Origin of the sequence: Nigerium sp. (genome assembly GCF_039811905.1) — a bacterium.
Taxonomy (GTDB): domain Bacteria; phylum Actinomycetota; class Actinomycetes; order Propionibacteriales; family Propionibacteriaceae; genus Propioniciclava.
In genome coordinates this window covers 1-25,191 of sequence record NZ_JBDHZL010000034.1, presented here as the reverse complement: position 1 = coordinate 25,191, position 25,191 = coordinate 1, and the positions used below count along the sequence as shown (strand labels likewise).

Annotated in this window: 24 protein-coding genes; 14 read left to right on the top strand and 10 right to left on the bottom strand. The window is 71.5% G+C overall.

The features are described 5' to 3' along the window. Positions 1–960: DUF222 domain-containing protein (locus WMJ97_RS08000; protein ID WP_347348457.1), on the top strand; the 960-nt coding region annotated here is incomplete at its 5' end. 44 nt (positions 961–1,004) lie between these two features. Here WMJ97_RS08000 and WMJ97_RS07995 read toward each other — a convergent pair. After that, positions 1,005–1,559, bottom strand: coding sequence for a TetR/AcrR family transcriptional regulator (locus tag WMJ97_RS07995; protein WP_347348456.1), 555 nt, complete (start codon positions 1,557–1,559; stop codon positions 1,005–1,007). Positions 1,560–1,629: 70 nt separating this feature from the next. On the opposite strand from WMJ97_RS07995, the gene WMJ97_RS07990 reads away from it, so the two are divergent. After that, on the top strand, positions 1,630–2,196 hold the full coding sequence (locus WMJ97_RS07990; protein WP_347348455.1) for a dihydrofolate reductase family protein: 567 nt from the start codon (positions 1,630–1,632) through the stop codon (positions 2,194–2,196). 77 nt (positions 2,197–2,273) lie between these two features. On the opposite strand, the gene WMJ97_RS07985 is transcribed toward WMJ97_RS07990, so the two are convergent. Both WMJ97_RS07985 and WMJ97_RS07980 read right to left on the bottom strand, forming a co-directional pair. Next, positions 2,274–3,221 carry an N-acetylmuramoyl-L-alanine amidase gene (locus WMJ97_RS07985; RefSeq protein WP_347348454.1) on the bottom strand — a complete coding sequence of 316 codons (948 nt, stop codon included), beginning with the start codon at positions 3,219–3,221 and terminating at the stop codon, positions 2,274–2,276. Between the two features lie 10 nt (positions 3,222–3,231). Next, the gene (locus tag WMJ97_RS07980) at positions 3,232–3,903 is read right to left on the bottom strand and encodes a TetR/AcrR family transcriptional regulator (RefSeq protein ID WP_347348453.1); all 672 of its coding nucleotides are present in this window, start codon (positions 3,901–3,903) and stop codon (positions 3,232–3,234) included. A 94-nt stretch (positions 3,904–3,997) separates the two neighbouring features. Between WMJ97_RS07980 and WMJ97_RS07975 the strand changes: the two genes are divergently transcribed. Together WMJ97_RS07975 and WMJ97_RS07970 are read left to right on the top strand one after the other, a co-directional pair. Next, positions 3,998–6,658, top strand: coding sequence for an MMPL family transporter (locus WMJ97_RS07975; RefSeq protein WP_347348452.1), 2,661 nt, complete (start codon positions 3,998–4,000; stop codon positions 6,656–6,658). Next, positions 6,655–9,216, top strand: coding sequence for a YhgE/Pip domain-containing protein (locus WMJ97_RS07970; protein ID WP_347348451.1), 2,562 nt, complete (start codon positions 6,655–6,657; stop codon positions 9,214–9,216). Before WMJ97_RS07975 ends, WMJ97_RS07970 begins: the two co-directional genes overlap by 4 nt. A gap of 67 nt (positions 9,217–9,283) precedes the next feature. Here WMJ97_RS07970 and WMJ97_RS07965 read toward each other — a convergent pair whose 3' ends face one another. Genes WMJ97_RS07965 through WMJ97_RS07935 form a run of 7 tightly spaced genes read right to left on the bottom strand, consistent with a single transcriptional unit; the run spans position 9,284 to position 16,003 of the window. After that, entirely contained in the window at positions 9,284–10,075 is a 792-nt protein-coding gene (locus WMJ97_RS07965) for a lysophospholipid acyltransferase family protein (protein ID WP_347348450.1), read from the bottom strand. 58 nt (positions 10,076–10,133) lie between these two features. Next, positions 10,134–10,901, bottom strand: coding sequence for an SDR family NAD(P)-dependent oxidoreductase (locus WMJ97_RS07960; protein ID WP_347348449.1), 768 nt, complete (start codon positions 10,899–10,901; stop codon positions 10,134–10,136). 33 nt (positions 10,902–10,934) lie between these two features. After that, complete coding sequence (locus WMJ97_RS07955; protein WP_347348448.1) at positions 10,935–11,522, bottom strand: pyroglutamyl-peptidase I; 588 nt, start codon at positions 11,520–11,522, stop codon at positions 10,935–10,937. A 10-nt stretch (positions 11,523–11,532) separates the two neighbouring features. Continuing rightward, the gene (locus tag WMJ97_RS07950; protein WP_347348447.1) at positions 11,533–12,720 is read right to left on the bottom strand and encodes an acetate kinase; all 1,188 of its coding nucleotides are present in this window, start codon (positions 12,718–12,720) and stop codon (positions 11,533–11,535) included. 21 nt (positions 12,721–12,741) lie between these two features. After that, positions 12,742–14,805: a phosphate acetyltransferase gene (gene pta / locus WMJ97_RS07945; protein WP_347348446.1), complete on the bottom strand. Its 2,064-nt coding sequence runs from the start codon at positions 14,803–14,805 to the stop codon at positions 12,742–12,744. Positions 14,806–14,810: 5 nt separating this feature from the next. After that, positions 14,811–15,626 carry a deoxyribonuclease IV gene (locus WMJ97_RS07940; protein WP_347348445.1) on the bottom strand — a complete coding sequence of 272 codons (816 nt, stop codon included), beginning with the start codon at positions 15,624–15,626 and terminating at the stop codon, positions 14,811–14,813. After that, a complete protein-coding gene (locus WMJ97_RS07935) occupies positions 15,623–16,003 on the bottom strand; it encodes an ACT domain-containing protein (RefSeq protein ID WP_347348444.1) in 381 nt (126 codons plus the stop codon). The genes WMJ97_RS07940 and WMJ97_RS07935 overlap by 4 nt, the downstream gene beginning before the upstream one ends. A 142-nt stretch (positions 16,004–16,145) precedes the next feature. On the opposite strand from WMJ97_RS07935, the gene WMJ97_RS07930 reads away from it, so the two are divergent. From WMJ97_RS07930 to WMJ97_RS07885, 10 genes are all read left to right on the top strand, one after another. Next, positions 16,146–17,993, top strand: a complete 1,848-nt coding sequence (locus WMJ97_RS07930) for a long-chain fatty acid--CoA ligase (RefSeq protein ID WP_347348443.1) — start codon at positions 16,146–16,148, stop codon at positions 17,991–17,993. Between the two features lie 154 nt (positions 17,994–18,147). Next, the gene (gene rpsF / locus WMJ97_RS07925) at positions 18,148–18,441 is read left to right on the top strand and encodes a 30S ribosomal protein S6 (protein ID WP_347348442.1); all 294 of its coding nucleotides are present in this window, start codon (positions 18,148–18,150) and stop codon (positions 18,439–18,441) included. A gap of 35 nt (positions 18,442–18,476) precedes the next feature. Continuing rightward, complete coding sequence (locus WMJ97_RS07920) at positions 18,477–19,046, top strand: single-stranded DNA-binding protein (protein ID WP_347348441.1); 570 nt, start codon at positions 18,477–18,479, stop codon at positions 19,044–19,046. 72 nt (positions 19,047–19,118) lie between these two features. Next, positions 19,119–19,355, top strand: coding sequence for a 30S ribosomal protein S18 (rpsR, locus tag WMJ97_RS07915; protein WP_347348440.1), 237 nt, complete (start codon positions 19,119–19,121; stop codon positions 19,353–19,355). Positions 19,356–19,369: 14 nt separating this feature from the next. Then, positions 19,370–19,816, top strand: coding sequence for a 50S ribosomal protein L9 (gene rplI, locus WMJ97_RS07910; RefSeq protein WP_347348439.1), 447 nt, complete (start codon positions 19,370–19,372; stop codon positions 19,814–19,816). Positions 19,817–20,027: 211 nt separating this feature from the next. After that, the gene (locus tag WMJ97_RS07905) at positions 20,028–21,290 is read left to right on the top strand and encodes an AMP-binding protein (RefSeq protein ID WP_347348438.1); all 1,263 of its coding nucleotides are present in this window, start codon (positions 20,028–20,030) and stop codon (positions 21,288–21,290) included. 1 nt (position 21,291) lies between these two features. Beyond that, positions 21,292–22,230, top strand: a complete 939-nt coding sequence (gene nadE, locus WMJ97_RS07900; protein ID WP_347348437.1) for an NAD(+) synthase — start codon at positions 21,292–21,294, stop codon at positions 22,228–22,230. Then, positions 22,230–22,481 carry a hypothetical protein gene (locus WMJ97_RS07895; protein WP_347348436.1) on the top strand — a complete coding sequence of 84 codons (252 nt, stop codon included), beginning with the start codon at positions 22,230–22,232 and terminating at the stop codon, positions 22,479–22,481. The genes nadE and WMJ97_RS07895 overlap by 1 nt, the downstream gene beginning before the upstream one ends. 15 nt (positions 22,482–22,496) lie before the next feature. Further along, positions 22,497–24,338 carry an asparagine synthase-related protein gene (locus tag WMJ97_RS07890; protein WP_347348435.1) on the top strand — a complete coding sequence of 614 codons (1,842 nt, stop codon included), beginning with the start codon at positions 22,497–22,499 and terminating at the stop codon, positions 24,336–24,338. Next, positions 24,335–25,138, top strand: coding sequence for an arylamine N-acetyltransferase (locus WMJ97_RS07885; protein ID WP_347348434.1), 804 nt, complete (start codon positions 24,335–24,337; stop codon positions 25,136–25,138). Before WMJ97_RS07890 ends, WMJ97_RS07885 begins: the two co-directional genes overlap by 4 nt. The last annotated feature ends 53 nt before the right edge of the window (positions 25,139–25,191 follow it).

Here is a 25,191-nt window from a genome sequence, read left to right as displayed (position 1 = left end):
TTGTCGGGGCATCTGCTGGAGGTGCTGGCCCCCGACGTGGCTGAGGGGCATGAGGCTGCCCGGCTGGAGCGGGAGTTGGCTGCCGCCCGCAAGAATCGGCACCTGGCGTTCTTTCGGGAGTCAGGGCGCGTGTCGTTCCGAGGTAGCCTGCCCACCCTGGACGGCGAAGCATTCATCGCCCTGATCGACAGCTACACGACACCCCCGAAACGGCAGCCACGAGATTCTGCCGAGACGAGTGAGGATCTGCGGGATCTGCACGGCATGGTCGTGACGCCGGGTATGCGGAAGGCCGACGCGCTGGTCGCGTTGTTGCACGCCCATCAACACGGCAGGACCGCCCCGAACCATCGTGGCGACCGGCCCCGCGTGGTCGTCACCCTCGACTACCAAACCCTCCTCGACGCCGCCGCACGGCTCGGCCGCGATGACATCAGCGCCAACCCCTCCAGCGGGCCACTGCTTTCCGGCGGACGCCTCGGTCAACGCGCCATCACCTTCGGGCTGGTCGGTCGTTGTCTGGCGACCGGTGAGCGTGTCGAGGCCGGCGAGCTGCGCCGTCTCCTGTGTGACTGTGAGGTGCTGCCCGTCGTGATGAACGGACGATCGGTGATCCTGGACGCGGGGCGCTCCAGACGCCTGGTCACCCCCGATATCCGGGCGGCCCTCGATGTTCGAGACGAAGGCTGTGTGTTCCCCGGCTGTGACAAGCCACCGAGTGCTTGTGAGGCGCATCACATCCTGCCCTGGTGGGCACACGGCCACACCGAACTGGCGAACCTGGTCCTGCTGTGCCCCCACCACCACGGCATCATCGAACCCTCCCGCAACCCCCACGCCGACCGCTGGAGCGTCCGCCTGCCCACCGCCGGGCCGGCCGAGGTCATCCCACCCCGCTACGTCGACCCCCACCAGACCCCCCGCACCCACGCCCGCTACCTGGGTCGGTTACGCAGGTGATGGTCCGGTTCGGCGGCACGACCCGCGGGAGATGCTGCCCTCGATCAGGGGAGGAGGCGATCGACGAAGTCGTCCACGGCGTCCTCCAGTGAGGCGTCCGGGTCGAGCGGCACCGTCAGGTGATCGAGCATCAGCCCGTCGATGGCGTAGTGGAACAGCAGGAGGTCGGTGCGTCCGCCCGGCAGGCCGGCGCGGTCGTTGAAGGAGACATCCTCCTCGAACGCGCGGCGACGCCATGCCCCCAGGGTCGCCGCGACCGACGGACGCCGCGACGCCTCCAGCCGCAACTCGAACAGGGCCAGCGCGACGTGGGGGTCGGCCCGCAGCCGCCGGACGACGTCGCGCAGGTATTCCGCGAACAGGGCCCGATCGGCGGGTCGATGGGGGGCGTCCAGGTCGGGGGCGAGTCGCTGCTCGATGCGCTCCACGAGCGCGGCGATGAGGTCGTCGCGCGTGGCGAAGTAGTTGGACGCCGTCCCGCGCGGCAGGCTGCTCGCGGCGTCCACGGCCCGGTGGGTGAGGCCGCGCGCGCCCTCGGTGGCGAGCACGCGGATTCCCGCGTCCGCAAGCACGGAGCGCCGCGCATCATTTCTGGCCACGCACCCACCCTAGCGAAAGTACGACGTCTGTCGTAGTTTAACCACGACAGACGTCGTGATTGGAGTCCCCATGCGCCAGCTCGTGTATTACGTCGCCGTCAGCCTCGACGGCTTCATCGCCGACCCGGCGGGAGGCTTCGACGCCTTCCTCGTCGAGGGGGATCACGCCGCGGTCGTCCTCGACGAGTACGCGGACGCCCTCCCTGGCCACGCGCTGACCGCCCTCGGCCTCACGCCGCCGGGAACGCGCTTCGACACCGTCATCATGGGCTGGAACACCCTCCTCCCGGCGCTGGGCGCCGGCATCGCCAGCCCCTACCCGCACCTGCGGCAGTGGGTCGCGAGCAGGCGTCCCCGCCTGGTCGACCCGGCGATCTCCCTGACGGACGACGCGCTGGCCACGGTCCGCAACCTGAAGCGCGAAAGCGGCCTCGACATCTGGCTCTGCGGCGGCGGTCAGGTGGCGGGCGCTCTCCTCCCCGAGATCGACCGGCTCGTCCTGAAGCGCAACCCGGTGGCGTTCGGCTCTGGGGTTCCGCTGTTCGGGAACGCTCCCTACGAGGCTCGGCGCTTCGCGCTGACGCGGGCGCGTCCGTTTCGGTCGGGGGTCGTCGTGGAGGAGTACGCGGCGGCGTAGCCCGGACGCCCGCACCAGACCGCCCATCGGCCGGGTGGGCCGGCATCACCGGCAGAACGCGGGGAAACGCTGCCTGGCTAGGCGAAGAACCGCGCCAGCCCGTCGGCGAGCCCCTGGGCCTCCTTTTGCCGATAGGACGCCGACGCGAGCCAGGCGGCGTCCGTGGGGTGGTGCATGTTGCCCGACTCGACCATCACCGCCGGCCTGGTCGAGAGGTTCATGCCGGCGATGTCCGTGCGCGCGTTGATGCCGGTGCCGCCGCCCGTGTAGGTCGACCTCGGCATGCCGGTTGCCGCGGCGAACCCCTCCCGGACGTCCGCCGCCAGGGCCCGAGAGCGCGCCTCCACGGCCGCCCCGCCCGTCATCTGCGAGCTCACGATCACGTGGAACCCCCGCGCGCTGCTCGACTCGTTGCCGTCGGCGTGGATGGAGACCACGGCGTCCGCGGACGCCTCGTTGCCGATCGCCGCGCGCCGGTCCACGCACGGCCCGACGCCTGCGTCGTTGTCGCGCGTCAGTACGACCCGTGCCCCCTCCGCGCGCAGGATCTTCGCCAGCCGCTGCGCCACGTCGAAGTTGTGCGCGTGCTCGGTGTACCCGGACGCCGACGCGGTGCCGGTCGTGTTGCACGCCTTCATGCGGCCTCCACCGGCCGGCACGAGCCGATTGATCTGCGCGGGGTGCGCGGCGTTGCCGCCGTTGTGGCCCGGGTCCACGACGATCGTCTTCCCGCGCAGTCCGGACGCCGCCCTCCCGGGCCCACCGGACGCCGCGGGCGTCCCCGGGGCCCTCGCCGCCGGTCCGGACGAACGTCCCCGTGACGCCGACGCCGACGACGCCGCCGGTCCCGCCCCGGCGTCCGGGACGAACGTCGGCGTGGGGGTGGCGGCGGGGGACTCGGTGACGGTGGCGGGGGCGAGCGTCACGCGGGCGGGCGCCGCCCCGGACGCGGACGAACAGGCGGTGACGAGGGTCGCCACCAGCAGCGACGCGAGGATGGCAGGAAACCGGGCGGGGGCGAACACGCCCGCGAGCCTAACCCCGCTCGGGCTCGCCTGGGACGGGGTCCCCCGCCCCCCGCGCGGGCCGGACGAACCCGAGCAACGCGCTCGTCAGCAGCTCTCGCGTCTCGGCGTGGCTCTCGGGCGCGTCGTCGATCAGCGACCGGATGCACTGGTCGGAGTACACCGCGTGCACCACGTTGGTCACCTGAATCGCCGGGAGGGTCAGCTCGTGGCCGAAGCGCGCCGCGGCGTCCTCGATGAGGGTGCCGAACACCTGCGCCATCGTCTTGTCGAACTCGCGATAGGACTCCCGCAGAGACGCGTCCCGCGCCGCGTACAGCCGCATCTCGGCGTCCGCCAGGATCCACTCCCGCGACGCCCGCTGCGACGCCAGGTACACGTCGACCGCGCGGGGGAGCGCGTCGACGATCGCCTCCGGGCCGGCGGCGGCCGAGATCTCCAGCGTGGCGATCGTGTGCCGGGCGGCCGCCAACTGCAGTTCGCACTGCCGGTCGAGCAGGGCGAGGCACAACTCGTCCTTGGAGGCAAAGTTCGAGTAGAACGCCCCGCGCGTGAAGCCGGCGGCCTCGCACAGCTCTTCCACGGACGCCGCCCCGACGCCCTGGCGCGCAAACACGGAGACGGCGGCGTCGCACAGCCGGTCGCGCGTCTGCGAGCGCCGCGCGCTGATCTCCGATGACATGCCCGCCCTCCTCGTTTCACCGAGCATACCCCGGTTTGGATACAGCACTGTATCGGATACAGTCGTGTATCGAACGAAGTGATCGGGAGGGACCGTGTCGTCGCTGCTCTACCGCCTGGCCAGGGCCTGCTTCCGCGCGCGGTGGCGCGTGGTGGCCGCCTGGGTCGTGCTGCTCGCGCTGTGCGGCGTCCTCACCGCGACGCTGCGCGCGCCGTTCGACGACGAATTTCGCATCCCGGGGGCGTCCTCGCAGGTGGCGCTCGACCAACTCAAGATGACCTTCCCGGAGGCCGCGGACGCCTCCGCGACGCTGCTGGTGCTCGCGCCGCCGGGGCGTCCGGTGGACGACCCCGCGATCAAGCGCTCGATCGAGGCCGGCCTGCGTGACATCGACCGCTTCGCGTGGGTGAAGGGCAGCCAGTCCCCGTTCAACAAGTACGTCACGGGCATGGTGAGCGACGACAAGACGGCCGCGTACGCGCGTGTCCGCGTCCGGGGCACGGCCGGCGAGTTCTCGGACGCCCACCGCGCGGCCCTCGTCGAGGCCGGCCAGCGCATCCAGCAGAGCATCCCCGGCTCGCAGGTGCACCTCGGCGGCGAGGTGTTCTCGGTGAACATCCCGAAGGTGTCGGCCACCGAGATGGCCGGCCTGGGCGTGGCCGCGGTCGTGCTGTTCCTGACGCTCGGGTCGATCCGCGGCGCGGTGCTGCCGGTGGTGTCGGCCCTCGCCGGGGCGGGGTTGGCCATCATGCTGATCTTCATCGCGGCCGGCCTGACGCCGATCAACTCGACCACGATGATCCTCGCCCTCATGCTCGCGCTCGCCGTCGGCATCGACTACTCGCTGTTCATCGTGTCCCGGCACCGCGACCAGCTCGCGCAGGGCATGGCGGTCGAGGAGTCGGCGTCCCGGGCGACCGCGACCGCCGGCTCGGCCGTCGTCTTCGCCGGTCTGACCGTCATCATCGCCCTGGCCGGGCTGGGCGTCGCCGGCATCCCGTTCCTCACGACGATGGGCCTGTTCGCGGCCGTCGCCGTCGCGATCGAGGTGCTGCTCGCCCTCACCCTGCTGCCGGCCCTGTTGGGCTTCGTGGGGGAGAAGCTCCGCCCCAAGCCGCGCCGCGCCCGCGCCAAGCCGCGCTGGGACCCGTCGGCCTGGTGGGTCGGCGTGATCACCCGACGCCCGATCGTCACCGCCCTCGTCGTCGTGGTCGGGCTGGCCGCCCTCAGCGTCCCGGCGAAGGGCCTGGAGATGGCCCTGCCGAACTCCGGGCGTTCCACGCCGGGGGCCGCCGACCGCGTGACGTTCGACCTGATCAGCCAGCACTTCGGCGTCGGCTACAACGGGCCGCTGATCGCGACGGCCGAGATCGTCGAGTCCACCGACCCGCTCTCGATCACCCGCGGGCTGAAGGCCGACATCGAGAAGATGCCCGGCGTCCAGCTGGTCGCCGTGTCGACCCCGAACCAGAACGCCGACACGGCGATGGTGCAGATCATCCCGACGACCGGGCCCGACGACCCGGCGACGGCCGACCTCGTGCACCGGCTGCGCGACCAGGCGCCCGACTGGAAGCAGCGCTACGGCGTCGACGTCGCGATCACCGGCTTCACGGCCGTGGCGATCGACGTGTCGTCGCGGCTGGCCGGCGCGCTGCTGCCGTTCGGCATCTTCGTCGTGGGGCTGTCGCTCGTGCTGCTGACGATGGTGTTCAGGTCGGTGTGGGTGCCCGTCAAGGCCGCGCTCGGCTACCTGCTGAGCGTCGGCGGGGCGTTCGGCGCGACCCAACTCGTGTTCAACGAGGGGCTGTTCAGCCGGCTCATCAACCTGCCTGAACCCGTCCCGGTGATCAGCTTCCTGCCGATCGTGCTCATGGGCATCCTGTTCGGGCTGGCGATGGACTACGAGGTCTTCCTCACCTCCCGCATGCGGGAGGAGTACGTCCACGGCAACCGGACGACCTGGGTGCACGAGGGGTTCGTCCACTCCGCGAAGGTCGTCGTCGCGGCGGCGATCATCATGTTCGCCGTGTTCGCGTTCTTCGTCCCGCACGGCGAGGGCTCGATCAAGCCGATCGCGTTCGGCCTGGCCATCGGGGTGGCGATCGACGCGTTCGCCGTCCGGATGACCCTCGGCCCGGCGCTCATGACGATGCTCGGCGACCGCGCCTGGTGGCTGCCGGGCTGGCTTGACCGGCGCATGCCCGTGCTCGACGTCGAGGGCGAGGCTCTGGCCCACCAGCTCAGCCTGGCCGACTGGCCGCGGCCGGAGGCGTCCGGGGTCTACGCGGCCGAGCTGGCCGCGCACGCCCGCGGGCGCGCGCTGTTCGCGGGGGTGAGCCTCGACCTCGAACCCGGAGACGTCGCGCTGCTCACCGGGCCCGAGGCGTCCACGACGGCGCTGGCGCTGGCGCTCGCCGGACGCCTGCGTCCGGACGCCGGCGAGGCGAAGGTCCTCGGGCGCGTGTTGCCCGAGGAGGCCGGGTTCGTCCGGGCCGCGACGACCCTGGTGGACGCCGCCCGCCCGGCCACGCACGCCGGGCTCGCCCGGCCGCGCGGGCTCGTCGTGGTGATCGGGGCGGACCGGCTCGCCGGCGCCCCCCGCGACTGGCTCGACGACGCGCTCGACGCCCCGGACGACCACGTGGTCGTCCTGACGGCCCCGCGCCCCGAATCACTCGATCTCCCCGCCCGGACGACCGTCGTCCGGCTCGGGGCCGAAGAACCGACCCTCGTGGGGGGAGTCTCCCGATGACGACCAACCGACCGCGCTGGACGACGCTGCTCGCGCTCATCCTCGTGCCGCTGCTGGCGGCCGGAGCGCTGCTCGCCGGCACCTGGAACTACGACCTGCGCGCCCGCCGCGTGCAGGCCGCCGTCGTGAACCTCGACGAGGCCGTCACGCTCAACGGGCGCACCGTCCCGCTCGGGCGCCAGCTCACCGCCGCCCTCGTCGACTCCGACCGCGAGCAGAACTTCACCTGGGTGCTCGCGGACGCCTCGCATGCTCGCAGCGGGCTCGCGACGGGCACCTACGCGGCCGTCGTCACGATCCCGAAGAACTTCTCCGCGGCCGCGACCTCCTCCAGCAAGAAGGCCGCGGACGCCCACCAGGCCACCATCCAGGTGGAGACCAGCCCGGTCGCCGGGATCGCCGACACCGCGCTCGGCCAGTCCATCGCGGACGCCGCCGCCTCCTCGCTCAACGACGAGATCACCCGGCTCTACCTCGACAACGTCTACCTTGGCTTCAACAAGATGGGCGAGCAGATGGTGTCGATCGCCGACGGGGCGCGCCAGCTCTCGGACGGCTCGGCCAAGCTCTCCGACGGGGTCGGCCAGGCGGCCACCGGGTCGACGAAGCTGGCCGACGGGCTGGGGCAGTTGGCGTCCGGCAGCGACCAGCTCGTCGCGAACTCCGGACGCCTCACCTCCGGCGCGCGCCAGCTCTCCGACGGCCTCGCCCAACTCAAGGCCGGCACGGACGCCATGCCCGGCCAGCTGGGTCAGCTCTCCTCCGGCGCGAACCAGCTCGCGGACGGCGTCGGGCAGGTGGCCGGCGGCCTGAAGGCGTACGCCGGGGGCGTCCGGCAGTATGTGTCCGGGGTGCGGGAGTACGGCGCTGGCGTCGACCGGTACACCGACGGCGTCGCGACGTATGTGGGTGGGGTGAACCAGCTTCTCGACCCGATCATCTCGGCCGTGGAGAGCCTGCCGGATCTGTCGTCGATCCTGCCCCAGCTGCACGAGTGGGCGCTGCGGCTGCCGGACATCGCCACGTCGATCGACCGTCAGGTGCAGGCCATCGCGCCGCGCCTCAAGGAGCTCATTCGCAGTAGCCAGCAGCTTTCCGCGGGGGCGTCGACGCTGTCGACGCGGGCGGACGCGCACGCCGCCGAGGTGCGCCAGTTGGCGTCCGGGAGCGGGGTCGCGTGCCCGGTCTCGCTCCAGGACGTCCAGGGCGGCTGCGCGGCGTTCGCCGCCGGCGTCAAGGCGGCCGGGCAGGAGGCGCTCGGCGGGGCGTCCGGGCTGAGCAAGCAGGCCGACGCCCTCGTCGCCAAGGGCGAGGCCGTCGGGACGGACGCCGACCAGCTCGTCGCCGCCATCGAGCAGGCCCAGCGGGCATCGGCGGCCTTCGCCAAGAACGCTCCCGACTACCGGGATCGCTACCTCGCCATCGAGAAGCAGCTGCAGGGCGGGCCGTCGCAGAGCCAACTGCTGGGCTCGCTGAAGCAGCTCCGGGCGGGCGGCGACCAGCTCGTCTCGGGCGGCACGCAGCTCGACCAGGGGGCCGGGAAGCTGGCCGCCGGGGCGGACCAGCTCGCCTCCGGCGCCGACCGGCTCGCCGCCGGGGCGGACGCCCTCGGCTCGGGCGCACGTCGCCTCGCGGACGGTGTCCGCAAGCTCGTCGACGGCCTGGGAGCCCTCTCGACCGGCGTCGGACGCCTCGCGGACGGCGCCGCGCAGCTCTCCTCGGGCCTCGACCAGTACGCGGCGGGCGTCGCGAAGGTCTCCGGGGGCATCCGGCAGAGCGCCGACGGGGCGGGCGCCCTCGCCAACGGCCTGGGGGACGCCGCGAAGGGCGCCGACCGGCTCGCCTCCGGCGCGGGCAAACTGGCGGACGGCGTCGCCAGCGGCGCCAAGCAGATCCCGAGCTACGACAAGGCCGAACGCGAGAACCTGGCGAGGGTCGTCGCGCAGCCGATCTCGCGCACCGGCCTGGACGCCCTCGTGACGCCCCGCCTCGCTCTTGCCTCGCTGCTGCTCGTGCTCGCCCTGTGGCTGGGGGCGGCGGCGACGTTCGGCGTCCTCAAGCCGGTCGACGAGGAGAACGCCTACAGCGGCGCGCCGACCTCCCGGCTCGTGGGCTGGGCTCTGCTGCCCGGCATGGCGATCGTGGGCGCGCAGGGGCTGCTGCTGGCGGTGATCGGCCAGGTCGCCCTGCGGCTGCCGTTCGCGACGAGCGCCGCCATCGCGGGGGTGCTCGTGCTGGCGGGCGTCGTGTTCGCGGTCGCCAACCACGCGCTCGTCGCGTGGTGGGGCACCTGGGGACGCCTCGCCTCCCTAGCGTTGCTGCTGCTCGGCCTGGTCCCGGCGCTGAGCGCGGCGGCCCCCGGTTGGCTCGTCGCGCTGCGCCCGCTGTCTCCCGTCGCGCCGGCCCTGGACGCCGTCCGCGAGATCGCGACGGGCCACTCGCCCGCCCTCGCGCTGCTGGCCTTGCTGGGCTGGGGAGCGGTCGCGCTGCTGGCGAGCTGGCTGGCGATCGCCCGGTCGCGGACCGTGCCGGCGTCCAGGCTGGCCGAGGCGGGCTGAGTCGGCGGGCCGAAGCGGCGGACTGATCCGGCCAGCGGGCGCCAGGGGTCGACCGACCCCCGCTGGGTCAGGGCTTGCCCGATCCGTCCTTGTCGGCGGGCGGTTCGAGCTGCTGGGCCGAGCGCCGCGCCGCTGCCCGCAGCGCGACGGCGCGGGCGAAGTCGGCCTGGGTCGGCATGCCGTAGGCCCGGGCGGTGGTGTCGTGCAGTTCCGTGACGTACCGCTGGAGGCGTCCGGAGAATTGCCGGGCGATCTCGCCCGGCTGGGGCCGCATGGGGTTGCCGAAGACGATATGCACATCCGGACGCCCCGGCACGGGCACCGACGCCGTCGACGGCATCGCGGCGTACGCGCCCACGAGCGCGATCGGGAGCACCTGCACGTCGTGGCTGATCGACAGCCCCGCCACGCCGGCGGTGAACCGCGCCATCGCGCCGGTACGGCTGCGGGTGCCCTCGGGGAAGATCAGCAGCGGGACGCCGTCGTCGAGCAGCCGGCCCGACATGCCCCGGTGCGCCCGCGCGCGCATGCCGCCGCGGTCGATCGGGTAGGCGTTGAAGAACAGCCGCGTGCCCATCGACTTCACCTTCTTGGTGAAGAAGTAATCGGCCGCGGCGCCGGCCGCGAGGTTCTTCGACAGCCGGCGGGGCAGCGCGCCGTAGATCAGGGTCGTGTCGAGATGCGAGGAATGGTTCGCGATGGCGATGAAGGGCGCCTTCACGGCGGTCAGGTTGCGCCGGCCATGGATGTGCACCGTCAGCGCCGACCAGATGTACGGCTTCATGACGAGGTGCTGCGCCAGCATCCGGCCGAAGCCCTGGACCGGCGCCGAGTACCGGCCGAGATCGTCGTCGCTCACTCCACGCTCCTTGTCACAGACGCTTCATTCTGCCCGAGGGTGCCCGCGCCACGCACGGTCACGCCCGGCTCCTGGTCAGGACGCGCGACACCCAGCGCACCACCGGACGCGGCGCGAGCGTCAGGCCCAGCGCCCCCGCCTTCCACAGCGGCGTCGGGATGGACACGACCTTCCCCTTGTCGGCGTCGGCGAGCGCCAACGCGGCGAGCCGGTCGGCGTCCACCCACAGCCACGACGGGATCGCCGACGTCTTGATCTCCGCCCGCTCGTGGAACTCGGTCGCCACCCAACCGGGGCACAGCGCGGTCACGGTGACCCCGCTGCCGTGCAGCTCGTTCGCCAGCCCCTCGGAGTAGACCTTCGAGTAGGCCTTGACCGGCGAGTAGCCGCCCTGGGCGATGAACGCCGAGATCGACGACACGTTGATGATGCGCCCGTGCCCGCGCGCCTTCATCGCCCGGCCGGCCGCCCCGCCGAGCACCAGCACCGCCAGCCCCATGACGTCGAGAGCGCGCTCGTGCTCGGAGTAATCGGCGTCCAACAAGGTCGAATGCAGCCCGAAGCCCGCGTTGTTGATGAGCAGCTCGATCGGCGCGTCCTGGCTCTCCAGGCGCGCGGCCACCCGGTCGACGTCGGCCTTCTTCGCCAGATCGGCGGTCAGGGCCTCGACCCGGACGCCGTGCTTCGCCGACAACTCCGCGGCCGTGGCCTCCATACGAGCCGTGTCGCGCGCGACGATCACGACGTCGTCGCCGCGCGCCGCCAGCGCCCGGACGAACGCGGCGCCGATGCCCGAGGTTCCGCCCGTCACCAATGCTGTAGCCACGGCGTTCACACTACCGCCGAGCACCCGCGACGCCTACGCCTCGGGATTCCTCCCGGCCGCCACGACCGCCCGTACGACGGTCTTCACGACCTCGTTCGGCTCGGGGAGCCCCGGCGGCAGGTGGACGAACCCGACCCGCGCCCCCGACCCCTCCAGCGCGCGCAGCGCCGTGTACAGCACGGCGTTGCACACGTAGCGGCCCGCCGAATCGGACGCCTCCGCGGCCACCCCCGACTCCGCCAGCGCCGTCAGGATCGCCTCGGTCGGCAGCGTCGCCTGAAGCGTCGCCGGGCCGTCGGCGTCCACCGGGACGCCGACGGGCCGGGCGCCCGCGTTGTCGGGAATCCGCGCGTCGATCTCGTTGTGCGCAACCCGCTCGGGCGTCACCACGGAGCGCTCCTCGGCCACGCCGAAGGAGACCCACACGTCGGGCTCGACGGACGCCGCGAGCGCGCGCACGCGCTCGCGGGCCCGGTCGAACTCGACGGGCAGGATCTCCACGACCAGTTGGACGCCGTCGTCTGTGTACAGCGCCATGCCGGCGTCGAGGACGCCGGCATGGGCAGGATTGACCGCGACCGAGCCGAAGGGGCCGAAGCCGGTCAGGACGACCTTGGTCATCGGTGGGCTGTCAGCGCCGGACGACGTCCAGCACCTCGCGCGCCATCTGCAACTCCTCGTTCGTCGGGATGACGAGCACCGTCACCTTCGAGTCGGGAGTGGAGATGACCCGCGGCTCCTTGGAGCGCACATCGTTGGCCTCGTCGTCGATCTCGACCCCGAGCACCTTGAGGCGGTTGCAGACGTCGCGCCGCACCAGCGAGGCGTTCTCGCCGACGCCCGCGGTGAAGGAGATCACGTCCGCGCCGCCCAGCAGCGTGAAGTAGGCGCCGATGTAGAACACGAGCCGGTGGATGTAGACGCTCCAGGCGACCCCTGCGCGCTCGTCGCCTGCCTCCATCTTCGCCTCGACGTCGCGCATGTCGCTGAACCCGGCCAGGCCGAGCATGCCCGACTTCTTGTTCAGCAGCGTGTCGATCTCGTCGATCGACATGCCGGCCTCGCGGGCGAGGTAGAACACGAGCCCCGGATCGATGTCGCCGGTGCGGGTGCCCATCACGAGCCCCTCCAGCGGCGTCATGCCCATGGACGTGTCGATCGCCTTGCCGGCGCGAATGCCCGAGATGGACGCCCCGTTGCCGAGGTGGGCGACGATCTGGTTGACCTCGGAGTACGGCTTCCCGAGGAAATTCGCCGCCGTCTCCGACACGTAGTGGTGCGAGGTTCCGTGGAACCCGTACCGACGGATCTTGTACTTCTTCGCCACGTCCACCGGCAGGGCGTAGGTGTACGACTCGGGCGGCAGCGACGAGAAGAACGCCGTGTCGAAGACCGCCACGTGCGGCACGTCGGGCAGCGCCTCGCGCGCCGCCTTGATGCCCGCGACGCCCGGCGGGTTGTGCAGCGGGGCGAGCGGCGAGAGCTCGACCAGCGTGTCGACGACCGAGTCGTCGATGAGCGTCGTCGAGGTCAACTGGTCGCCACCGTGCACGGCGCGGTGGCCCACGGCGGTGACGGCCGAGAGGTCGGGCCCGAACTCGTCGAACATGGCGACCATCTCGCGCAGCGACACGGTGTGGTCCGGCAGCGGGAGCGTCTTCTCGTGCTCGGTGCCGTCGACCTCGTGCTCGATGTGCCCGTCGTCGCTGCCGATGCGCTCGATGAGGCCCTTGGCCATCACCTGCTCGCTCTCGGCGTCGATGACCTGGTACTTGATGGACGACGACCCGCAGTTCAGCAGCAGGATCGGTGTGCTCATGCGTCGTTTCTCCTTGTCGGACTACTGCTGAGCCTGGATGGCGGTGATGGCGATGGTGTTGACGATATCGTCGACCAGCGCCCCGCGGGACAGGTCGTTCACCGGCTTGTTGAGGCCCTGCAGCACCGGGCCGACCGCGAGCGCCCCGGCGGAACGCTGGACGGCCTTGTAGGTGTTGTTGCCCGTGTTGAGGTCGGGGAAGATGAACACGGTCGCCTGACCGGCCACCTCCGAGCCCGGCATCTTCTTGTTGCCCACCGTCGGGTCGACGGCCGCGTCGAACTGGATCGGACCCTCGACCTTCAGTTCCGGCGCCCGCTCCTTGACGATCTCGGTGGCGGCCCGCACCTTGTCGACATCGGCACCCTTGCCCGACTCGCCTGTGGAGTACGACAGCATCGCCACGCGCGGCTCGATGCCGAACGCGGCGGCCGTCTCTGCCGAGCTGATCGCGATGTCGGCGAGCTGCTCTTCGTTCGGGTCGGGGTTCACGGCGCAGTCGCCGTAGACGTCGACCCGGTTCTCCATGCACATCAGGAACGACGACGAGACGACCTTCACGCCCGGCTTCGTCTTGATGAACTCCAGCGAGGGACGGATCGTGTTCGCCGTCGTGTTCACCGCGCCCGACACCATGCCGTCGGCCATGCCGAAGTGCACCATCATCGTCCCGAAGTAGCTCGGGTCGGTCATGCGCTGCTTCGCCTGCTCGATCGTGACGCCCTTCTTGGAGCGCAGCTTGGCGTATTCCGCCGAGAACTTCTCGACGAGCTCCGGATCGGTCATGTCGATGATCTCGGCGCCCTCCAGCGAGAAGCCGAGTTGCGTCGCGCGCCCCTTGACCTCGGTGGGGTTGCCCAGCAGCGTGATCTCCGCCGTGCCGCGGCGCAGCACGATGGACGCCGCCTCGAGGATGCGGTCGTCGCCGCTCTCGGGCAGGACGATCCGCCGCTTGTTGCTGCGGGCCATCTCGTTCAGCTGGTACTCGAACATCAGCGGCGTGCGGATCTTGGACGGGGCCACGTCGATCGCGTCGAGGATGCGCCGGGCGTCCACGTGCTCGCTGAACACGCGGCGTCCGATCTCCACCTTGCGCGGCGAGCTCGTCATCGTGCCCTCGAGATGGAACAGCTTCTGCGCGGTCGTGTAGGTGCCGAGGTCGGTGGACGCGATCGGCAGCTTGTGCGGCACGGTCTCGATCAGCTGCCGGATGACCGGCGGGACCTCGTACCCGCCGACGAGCAGCAGCCCCGCGAGCTGCGGGAACGAGCCCGAGACGTGGGCCAGCAGGATGCCGGGGATCATCTCGAAGCGGTCGCCGGGCAGCAGCACCATCGCGTCGGCGAACAGGCGCGGCAGCACGTTCGGCAGCGTCATGCCCGCGACGAGGACGCCCTGGCTCTCCAGATCGAGCCGGTCGTGAGGACCGGCGAGGAGCTTCGCCTGGGCCGCCTCGAGCTGCGCCCCGATGGTCGGGGCGGCGAGGAGCGGATGGGCCGGCATGGCGAACGTGATGATGTCGGGGATCGTCGACAGGGCCCACTCGAACGCCTTGATCGAGTCGGGGTCGTCGGCGACCCGGGTGACGATCACGGCGACGACCTTGTTGTGGGCGCGGATGAACTCGGCGATCGCGCCCTCGGCGATCGCGCGCACCTCCTCCGGTGCCCGGCCGCGAGCCGAGACCGCGAGCACGACCGACGCGCCGAGGTTGGCCGCGACCTTCGCGTTGAAGGCCAGCTCGGTGTTGCTCGCCACGTCGGTGTAGTCGGAGCCGAGGACGACGACCGCCTCGAAGCGCTCGGCCATCGCGCCGAACTTGGTCACGATGGTCGCCATCGCCTCGTCGGGATCGGACCGGATCTCGGAGTAGGTCACGCCGACCGCTTCGTCGTACGCGAGCTGGACGCCCGGCTGAGCGACCAGGTTCTCCAGGATCTCGTCGTGCTTGTTGGTGTTCTTGACGATCGGCCTGAAGACGCCGACGCTGCCGACCTCGCGGGTCAGGGCGTCGATCAGCCCCAGTGCTACGACCGACTTGCCAGTTTGCCCCTCAGGGGCAGCTACGAAAATGCTCCGGGTCACGAAGGTCAGGCTACCGGTGAATCGAGCCTTTCGAGCAGCCACTGGCGATCCCGCAGGTGGGCCGCGGCATCCCCGGGGGTCTCCAGCACGACGGGGGCTCCGGCGTCCCGGACCACCGCGGCCAGGGCGTCCGGGTCGCACTGGCCGCGGCCGAGGCTCTCGTGCCGGTCGGCGCCGGAGCCGGCGGCGTCCCGGGAATCGTTGAGATGGACGAGGTCGATGCGTCCGGTGATCGCGCGCACCGCGTCGGCGAGCCCCGGCAGCGGGATGCCGGCGGCGTGCGCGTGGCAGGTGTCCAGGCAGAAGCCGATGCTGTCGGCCCCGGACGCCGACTGCACCGCGTCCCACAGCCGCGCGAGGTTCTCCAGCGAGCGCGCGGGCGCGCCGTCGCCGCCCGCGGTGTTCTCGATGAGGACGGGGACGCCCGCCTCCAGCCCGTCGACGGCCTTGCGCCAGTTGTCGAAGCCGGTCTCGAGGTCGCCGCCCTTGCCCATCTGGCCGCCGTGAACGATCACTCCGAGGGCGCCGAGCTCCGCCGCCGCGGCGACGTGCTGCTGCAACAGCTTGCGGCTCGGGATTCTGACGCGGTTGTTCGCCGTCGCGACGTTCACGATGTAGGGCGCGTGGACGTACAGCCCGACGCCGGCCGCCGCCGCGTCCGCCTTCAACTGCGGGATGCCGCCGGGATAGGTGAGCGCCGGGCCCCGGTAGCTCTGCGGGCTGCCCAGGAAGATCTGCGCGACGGGCATGCTGCGTGCCTGCGCCTCGGCGACCACGTCCGCCTGGTCGACGTGGGCCCCCAGGACCACGGGGCCGGTCACACCAGACCGCCGAGCACCTCGACGGCGGCGTCCACGTCTTCGATCGGCACGAGCAGGTGGTCGTGGTAGAAGCCGGCCAGCACGTTGCACGACAGGCCGACGCGGGCGAGGGCCTGCGCGACGACCGCGGTCACGCCGACCGAGTTCAGCGAGGTGTGGATCTGCAGGGTGATCCAGCCGAAGACGCCCTCGTACTCGAGGCCCGCGGCGTCGGCGTCGTCCTGTCTCAGGACGAGGGTCGCGCCCTCCTCCTCCATGATGCGGGCCTGCTCGACGACCCCGAGCGGCTCGGGCGACGTGACGACCACGAACCGCTCCGGGCGCAGCGTCGGCCTCAGCGAGCCGAGGATCTCGTGCAAGTCCGTCAAACCTGGCATGGCCACAGTGTAAGAGGACGCCGTGCGCGCCTGGGCGCACGTCCGGACGGATGCGCGATCTCGCCTGCCAGGCGACAGAGGGCCCCCTGGTCGACTATTTTTCGTCCTGGTCATCGACGATTCGAGGTGGAGGGGGGCGCGCATGGACCAGGCACACATTGCGGTCCGATTGTTGGAGACGGCCGATCGCTGCGCGCACCGCCCGGCGACCCGGGTGCGGCGGGGGGATGCGTGGGTGACGCGCACGTTCGGCGACCTCGCCTCCGACGCGCGCGGGCTGGCGGCGCACCTCATCGATCACGGCGTCCGTCCGGGCGACCGGGTCGCGCTCTTCTCGACCAACCGGCCCGAGTGGACGGTGGCCGACTTGGCGATCCTGATGATCCGCGGCGTCGTCGTCCCGATCTACCCCACGAGCACGCCCGATCAGGTGCGCCACATCCTTGCCGACTCGGGGGCGGTGCTCCTCCTCGCGGAGGGGGCATCCGAAGTGGGGCGGGTGGCGTCCGTGTGGGACGACCTGCCCGAGCTGCGCGCCATCGTGACGCTCGAGCCGGACGCCGCCGAGGGCTCGGGCGGCCCGGCCGCTCCGGGGACGGGCACGCAGGACCGCCCGATCGTCGCGCTGCGGGCCCTCCTCGCGGAGCCGGTGGCCGAGGGGTCCGAGGCCGTGGACGCCCGGCTGGCCGAGGCGTCCGCCGACGAGATCGCGTCGCTGATCTACACCTCCGGCACCACCGGCGATCCGCGGGGGGCGATGCTGACCCACCGCGGCTTCACGTTCGAGTTCGACTCGCTCGACCAGTTCTTCACGGTCAGTCCCGACGACCACTCGCTGTGCTTCCTCCCGCTCAGCCACGCGCTGGAGCGGGCGTGGACGTTCTTCGTCCTCAGCCACGGCTGCATGAACACGTACGTGCCCAACGCGGCGCAGGTCGCCGAGATGCTGGTGCTCGCCAAGCCGACCCTCATGGTGAGCGTGCCGCGGCTCTACGAGAAGGTGATGGCGGCGGCGCGCGGCAAGGTCGCCACGTCGCGCGTGAAGAAGCGGATCTTCGGCTGGGCGCTCACCGTCGGCGCGCGCTGCCAGCACGCCTACCGGGCGGGGCGGCGTCCGTCGCTGCTGTGGCGGGCGCAGCTCCCGGTCGCCGACAAGCTGGTTCTCTCCTCGATCAGGGACGCCATGGGCGGCCCGAAGGCCGTCATGGCGTGCGGCGGAGCCCCGCTGCGCCCCGAGATCGAGGAGTTCTTCGCGGCCTGCGGCATGCTCGTGTGTCAGGGCTACGGCCTGACCGAGGCGTCCCCGTTGGTGAGCTTCAACGCGCCGGACGCCTTCCGCTTCGGCACGTGCGGCCGCGTCGTCGCCGGCGGCGAACTGACGGTCGGCGACGGCGGCGAGGTGCTCTACCGCGGGCCGAACGTGATGGCTGGCTACTTCGGCCAGCCCGAGCTGACCGCCGAGAGCGTGGACGCCGACGGCTGGCTGCACACCGGCGACGTGGGCTACATCGACCCCGACGGGTTCTTGGTCATCACCGATCGGATCAAGGACCTCATCGTCACCAGCAACGGCAAGAACATCGCGCCGGCGCCGATCGAGGGCATTCTGCTGGCCGACCCGCTGTTCGAGCACGCGGTGATCCTGGGCAACAACCGCCCGTTCCTGACGCTGCTCGTGTCGCCGTCGATGCCGCAGTTGGAGGATCTGGCCAAGCAGCTTCAGATCGCGTGGCACGACCGCAAGGAGTTGCGCGACAACCCCAAGATCGTCGAGGAGTTGCAGCGCCGGGTCGGCGTCCTCACGGAACGGCTGGCCCACCACGAGCAGATCCGCGACCTGCGCGTCCTGCTGGAGGACTTCACGCTCGACAACGGGCTGCTGACGCCGACGCTGAAGATCCGCCGGCGGGAGGTCGAGAAGCGGTTCAAGGACCTCATCGACGACATGTACGCCAAGGCGGCCGCGCTGAAGCGGGCGAACGCGTCCTAGGTTCGCGACGCGGCGTCCGGGTGGATTCGCCCGACCGGACGCCGAGCGGGTAGAGTTCGTCCTTGGTGCGCCCGAGGGGTGCGCCAGGCATCACGCCCTCCTGCCATGGGAGATACCCATGGCCGCTCAGACCAGAGGAGGTGGAGTTCGCGTTATGCGTCAGTACGAGATCATGATCATCGTCAATCCCGACGTCGATGATCGCCAGGTCAACGGACTCATCGAAAAGCCGCTCGAGGCTTTCAAGTCGTCCGGCGGAACCGTGGAGAATCTGGACGTGTGGGGCCGTCGCCGGCTCGCGTACGACATCCAGAAGAAGTCCGAAGGCATCTATGCGGTCCTCGACGTCACCGCCGAGCCCGCTGTCGTTCAGGAGCTGGACCGTCAGTACACCCTGAACGAGCAGATCATGCGCACGAAGGTCATCCGGCCCGACATCCACGCCTGAGCCCGATACAAGTCGTTCGATCAACGGAGAATGCCATGGCAGGCGAAACCATCATCACCCTCGTCGGCAACCTGACGGCCGACCCTGAACTGCGCTTCACCCCGTCGGGGGCCCCGGTCGCGAACTTCACGGTCGCGTCCACGCCCCGCACCTTCGATCGCCAGACCGGCGAATGGAAGGACGGGGACGCGATGTTCATCAACTGCTCGGTGTGGCGACAGGCCGCGGAGAACGCGGCCGAGACCCTCACCAAGGGCATGCGCGTCATCGTGCAGGGCCGGCTTCGCAGCCGCTCCTACGAGACCCGTGAGGGTGAGCGGCGCACGGTGTTCGAGATCGAGGTCGATGAGATCGGCCCCTCGCTGCGGTACGCCTCCGCGAAGGTCCAGCGCAATGCGCCGGGCGGCGGCGGTGGCGGCTACGGCGGCTCTCAGCAGTCGTCCGGCGGCGGTAATTGGGGCGGCGGCCAGCAGTCGTCCGGTGGCGGTTACGGCGGCGGCAATGCCGGTGGCGGTTACGGTGGCGGCGGAAACGCCGACAACCGTTCCTCCGGCGGCGGAGCCGACCCGTGGGCGTCCGCGCAAAGTGACGAACCCCCGTTCTGATCCGGGGTTTTCGTCTCCCACTGAAATGTCATTCCGGCGTTAGCCGGGCTCGATGAGAAAGAGAGCACCACAATGGCCCCACAGCGTAAGCCTGTGAACAAGAAGAAGATCGCGCCGGCGAAGTCCATTCACGTCGGCACCATTGATTACAAGGACACCGCGACCCTGCGGAAGTTCATCTCCGAGCGCGGCAAGATCCGCGCCCGCCGCGTGACCGGCCTCTCCGTGCAGGAGCAGCGCAAGGTCGCGATCGCCATCAAGAACGCGCGCGAGCTGGCTCTGCTGCCGTACGCGTCGACCGCCCGCTGAGAGGAGAGGACGGCATGAAGCTCATTCTGACCGCTCCCGTCGAGCACCTCGGCGTGGCCGGCGACATCGTCGATGTGAAGCCCGGCTACGGCCGCAACTTCCTGCTGCCGCGGGGCTACGCGATCGCGTGGTCGCGGGGCGCCGAGAAGCAGATCGAGGGCATCCAGCGGGCGCGTGACGCCCGCTCGATCCGCGACGCCGAGCACGCCAAGCAGGTGCGTGAGCAGCTCGAGCAGCTCGAGGTCACGCTGCCGGCGCGCGCCGGCGACAACGGCAAGCTGTTCGGCGCCGTCACGCCGGCCGACGTGGTGGCCGCCGTGCGCACCGCGCAGGGACCGGCGATCGACAAGCGTTCGGTGTCGATCGACAAGCCGATCCGCACGACCGGCAGCCACACGGTGGGCATCAAGCTCACCGACGGTGTCGTCGCGCACATCAAGGTCGCGGTGACCGGCGCCTGAGGCGTCCGAATCGCAGCGAAGGTGCCGGCCCCCCTGGGGGCCGGCATTTTTGCATTTGTCACCTGGCCGGGTGACAAATGCAGCGCTGACGAGGGAAATTGCCGGATTAAGGATTCTCTCAGAATGGCACGGTAAAGTCGCCCAAGGGGTTCGTTAGTCTTTTTCGAGTCCTTTCGTACGTATTTGTACTCACCGTCGAAAGGATCATGGAGTGTCCACGCACATGGTCAGCGTGCTGGCCGGCGGCTCGTCCGTCGCGCCGCCGCGGGGGATGGCCGCGTACCTGAGCGCCGTCCGCGCGGGGGAGTCCGTGCTGGTGCGGCCGCGCGCCGGCTACCCGGGTCTGGAGAAGACCGTCGGGTTGGTCGCCGGTCTGGCGCCGGGCGTCCTGACGGTCACCGACGTCGCCGACCTCCTCGAGACCGTCGAGCCGGGTGAGGTGCCCCCCGGCCCGGGGGCCGCGCCGTCGCACCGCACCGGGGACGACGAGGCGGGGGTCGTCGGGTACCACTCGTCGGGGAGCACCGGCCTGCCGAAGTGCGTGGTGTACCGGGGGGCGACGGTCCGGGCGCACGCGCGGCTGATCGCGTCCTCGCTGGGGCTGGACGCCTCGCACCGCTATGCCTCGCTGACGCCGCCCAACTTCGCCTACGGGCTGAGCATCCTGAACAGCCACGAGCTGTCCGGCGTCCCGATCTCGTTCACCGACGACGCGGCCGAACTGGCGGCCGCCTACGCCGGCACCGACGAACCGTTGACCCTGTATCTGCTGCCGCAGCAGGCGAGCCTGCTGGCGTCCATCGAGGACGCCCTGCCGCTGGAACGCGTCATCACGGCGGGCGGCCGGGTGTCGGGGCCGACGGTCGAGTCGCTGCTGCGGCGCTACCCGGAGCTGCGGCTGACGGCCATGTACGGCCAGGCCGAGTTGGGGCCACGTCTGGCGTTGTGGGACGGTCCGCTCGCCGAGTTCGTCCCCGGGACGCTGGGCCAGCCGATCGGCGACGTGGAGTTCCGGCTCGACGACGCGGAGGCGTCCGGGCGCACCCAACTGCTCGTGAACACGCCCCACGCGATGAGCTGGACGATCCCGGCGCCCTACGACGCCGTCCTGCCGGGCCCGGCCCCGGACGCCGTGGTCGCCACCGGCGACTACGCGGCCCTCGACGAGCAGGGCCGCTACGTCCACACGGGCCGCCGGGAGGATCTCGCGAACGTCGCCGGCACGAAGGTGCTGCTGGGCGACCTGTCCCGCAGCCTGGAGGCGGCCCTGCCGCTGGCCGGCCTGCGCGTCACCAAGCGGAAGGCGCGCGTCTCCGGCGACGACGTCCCGGTCGTCGAACTGGTGCCCGCGCCGGGGGCGTCCTTCACCGCGGCGGACGTCCGCCGGGCGCTGCGCGACGAGTGGGGCCCGCTCGTGGCCCTCTTGGACGTCAAACTTGTTGACCGAATCACCATCAGCGAAGCAGGAAAGTGATATGCCCACCATCCAAGAACGAATCGACTGGATCGCCGACACCGTCCGTCGCCGGCTGGCCCGCCACGGGGCCGTCGTGCAGACCTCCGGCGGCATCGACTCCGCCGTGACGCTCATGCTCGCCGCCCGGGCGCTCGGCCCCGAGAACGTGCTCTCCCTCTTCCTCCCGGACGCCGCGACCGGGCCCGAGACCCGCGCGTGCGCGGAGGCGGTCGCCGAGGCGGCGGGCGTCCAGTTCGTCGAGAAGCCGATCACCGCGGCGATCGAGGCGCAGCAGCCTGTGTCCGAGGTGGCCGAGATCGTGCGCGGCTACTTCCCCGACTACGACCCGAACCTGGACGCCTACTCGCTCGACCTGGCCGGCGACATCTCCGCGCGGCTGGGCAGCCAGGTGTACCACCTCGCCGTGGGCCGCAGGCACGAGGAGGCGAGCCGCCGCAAGGTGCTCAAGGCCCACGACCTGCTGAAGCTCATGGCCTACCAGAACCGCAAGCAGCGCACCCGCATGACGTTCGCCTACGGCGAGGCCGAGGCGCGCGGCTGGGCGGTCGTGGGGGCGTCCAACGGCGACGAGATCGAGACCGGCTTCGTCGTGAAGTACGGCGACGACGCCGCCGACCTCTACGCCATCGGCGACCTGCCGAAGCCGAAGGTCTACGAGCTGGCCGCCGAGTTGGGCGTGCCGCAGCTCATCATCGAGCGGCCGCCGACGACCGACACGTTCGCGCTCGTGCAGCCGCAGACCGCCTACTACTACGTCCTGCCGGCCGCCGTGCAGCGCCGCCTCATCGAGGGCGACGACGACGAACTGTCCGCGATCGCGGCCGACGCGCCGGGCTGGACGGAGGCGTCCCTGGCCAACCTGCGCCGGTCGCTGCGCACGACCGTGACCTACATCAACACCCGAGCTTTCATCAACGACACCGAGGAGACCGCCTGATGACCAACGACCGTGCACCCTGGACCGAGGTCGAGCAGCAATTGCTCGATCAGGTGTTCTACGCGCACCCGGCCGACCAGATCCGGGCGAGCGAGGACCTGGCGGCCGACGGCCTGCTCGACTCGCTGTCGATCGTCGTCATCTTGGAGATGCTCTCCGAAATCACCGGCAGTGAGGACGCCCTGACGACGGCGTCCGCGGACGACTTCGCCAACCTCGGCACGATCCGCGCCCTCTACGAGCGGCTCTAGCCGCCGGCGCGGGGTATGTGTGGCATCGCGGCGTCCCTCTTCGGGGTGGACGCCTCCGTCCCGCCGCGCGGCGGCGGACGCCTGCGCGAGGCGCTGCGCGGACGCGGGCCGGACACGATCGACGACCGGCGCGGCCCGGGCTTCCACGTGTGGGCGTCGCGACTGGCGTTGTGGGACGAGGGTTCGGCCGAGCAGCCGTTCGTCGCGCCCGACGCGGTGGGCGTCTTCAACGGGGAGCTCTACAACCTGCCCGAGCTGCAGGCGCGGCTCGGGCTGCCGGGGGCGTCCGAGATCGAGGTGCTGACGCGCGGGGTGCTCACCCGCGGGCCGGCCTTCCTCGACGCGATCGACGGTCAGTTCGCCGGTATCGCGATCGACCCGGCGGACGGGCGCGCGGTCGTGTTCCGCGACCGGTTCGGCATCGCTCCGCTGTACGTGCGGGCGTTGGCGGGCGAGGTGCTCGTCGCGTCCGATCCGATGGTGCTCGACGGGCTGGACGCCGCCGCGACGGCGACGTTCGGCGCGGCCGGGCTGGCGGGCGTGCTGTGTGACTGGGGCGTCCCGTCGCCGGCGTCCCCGTGGGCGGGCGTCGGCCAGGTGCGGCCGGGGACGGCCGCCGAGGTGCGCGGAGGCGTCCTCGGGGAGGCCGTGTCGTGGGCGTCCGAGTGGCGGCCGAGCGGCCCGGCCGAGGCGTCCCCGGAGGCGGACGCGGACGAGCTGCTCGATCTGCTGCGGGAGGCCGTCCGCCTGCGGACGCGCTCGACCCACGAGGTCACCGTCGCGTTGAGCGGCGGCGTCGACTCCACGATCATCGGAGCGCTTGCCGCGCGCGAGGGCGTGCGGCGCAGCTTCGGCATCGTGACGTCGCTCGACCCCGTCGCCGGGGAGCGGCAGCTCGAGATCGCCCGGGCGGTCGGCCTGGAGCACCGCCACGTCGAGATCACGCCCGACGACCTGCTCGAGGGCTTCTTCGACTTCGTCGACACCCGCCGGACGCCGCTGGTGCGGCTGGGCCCGGTGGGCATGACGCTGCTCGCGCGGTTCGTGCACAGCCGGGGGATCCGGTGCGTGCTGTCGGGCGAGGGCGCCGACGAGTTGTTCTGCGGCTACGACTCCGCGCGCGTGCAGGCCGCGCGGGCGGGCGTCTTCGGCGACCCGGCGCGGCTGCCGTGGGGCGAGTTCGGCAGCGCGGAGATGACCGGCGGCGGGCCCGCCTGGCACGCGGCGTACTGGCGGACGCAGGTGGCGTCCGACTCGGGGCCACTGGGCCGGCACCACGTGATCACGCCGCTGCTCGGCTTCCTGCGGCCCGCGGTGTTGGAGGCCGTCGAGGCCCGCCGCGCCGAGGCGGAGGCCGCGAACGGGGCGGCGAAGGCGTCCGGGGCGTCCGGCATCGAGACGCGCCGTCGCGACGACCTGCGCCACCTGCTGGACTCCTACCTGCTCACCGTCCAGGGCGATCACGCGTGGATGCCCGAGAGCGTCGAGCAGCGGCCGCCGTACCTGTCGGCGCCCGTGGCGCACTGGGCGCTCACGCGGCCCGCCGAGCGCATGGTGTCGCTCTCACAAGGGAAGTTGCCCGTCCGCACCGTGCTCGCGCGTCTCGCGCGCGAGGTGCCGGCGATGGCCGGGTTCGACTTCGACAAGTCGGCGTTCCGCCTGGACGCCGCCCTCATCATGCGCTCGGAGACGGCCGCCGACGGCCTGGCCGCCGCCGTGCGCGCCTGCCCCGACGACATCCTCGACGTCGCCGCGGTCTCCGCGCGCCTGGACGCCTGCCGGCGGGCCGGCCGCGTCTCGGAGGCCGAATCCATGCTGCTGCTGTTCGCCGCCTCACTCGGAAGGCTCACCTCATGACCGCCCTCGTCGACCGCTACCTGGCGGAGCTCGGCCTCGAGCGCCCCGCCGCGGACGCCGCCGGCCTGGCCGCGCTGCACGCGGCGCACGTGCACCGGTTCGCGCACGACACCATCTGGATCAGCCGCGGCCGCGTCCCCGAGCTGGACGCCGAGGCGTTCGCCGAGGCCCTCGTCGCGGGGGAGGGGGGCGGCTGCATCCAGTTGACGGGCGGGTTCGCGTGGCTGCTGGAGCAGCTCGGCTTCGAGGTCGAGTTGCACGGGGCCCGGGTGCAACGTCCGTTCGACCGCGCGCCCGGCGGGCCCTGGCACGCGCACATCACGGTGCAGGTGGTCGTCGACGGCGTCCGGTATTACGCGGACCCGGGCCTCGGCAGCGCCCTCGAACTGCCCGTGCCGCTGGCCGAGGGGCCGATCGAGCAGGGTCCGTTCCGCTACGCGCTCGCCCCGTCGCCGGGCGGCGGCGCCTGGATCTTCACCCACGACCCGAAGATGATGTCGGTGCGGGCCATCGAGGTCTCCGACGAGCCGAGCCCGCTGTCGGCCTGGCACGACGTGTACGTGCACGACACGACGAGCCCCGACTCCCCGTACGTGAAGAGCCTGTCGGCCGGCATCCGTCGGCACGACCAGGTGTCGATCCTGATGGGGCGGACGCTGATTCGTCTCGGTTCCGGACGCCGCCGCGTCCAGCCGATCAAGACGCCGGAGGAGTTCGGGTCCGTGCTCCGCGAGGAGTTCCGGCTGGGGCTGCCCGGCCTCACGCCCGACGGAGTGGACGCCCTCTGGGCCAAGGCCTGAGGCGTCCGGTCGGAGGTGTCGGCGCGGAGGCGTCCTGCGGAGGCGCCGCGGAG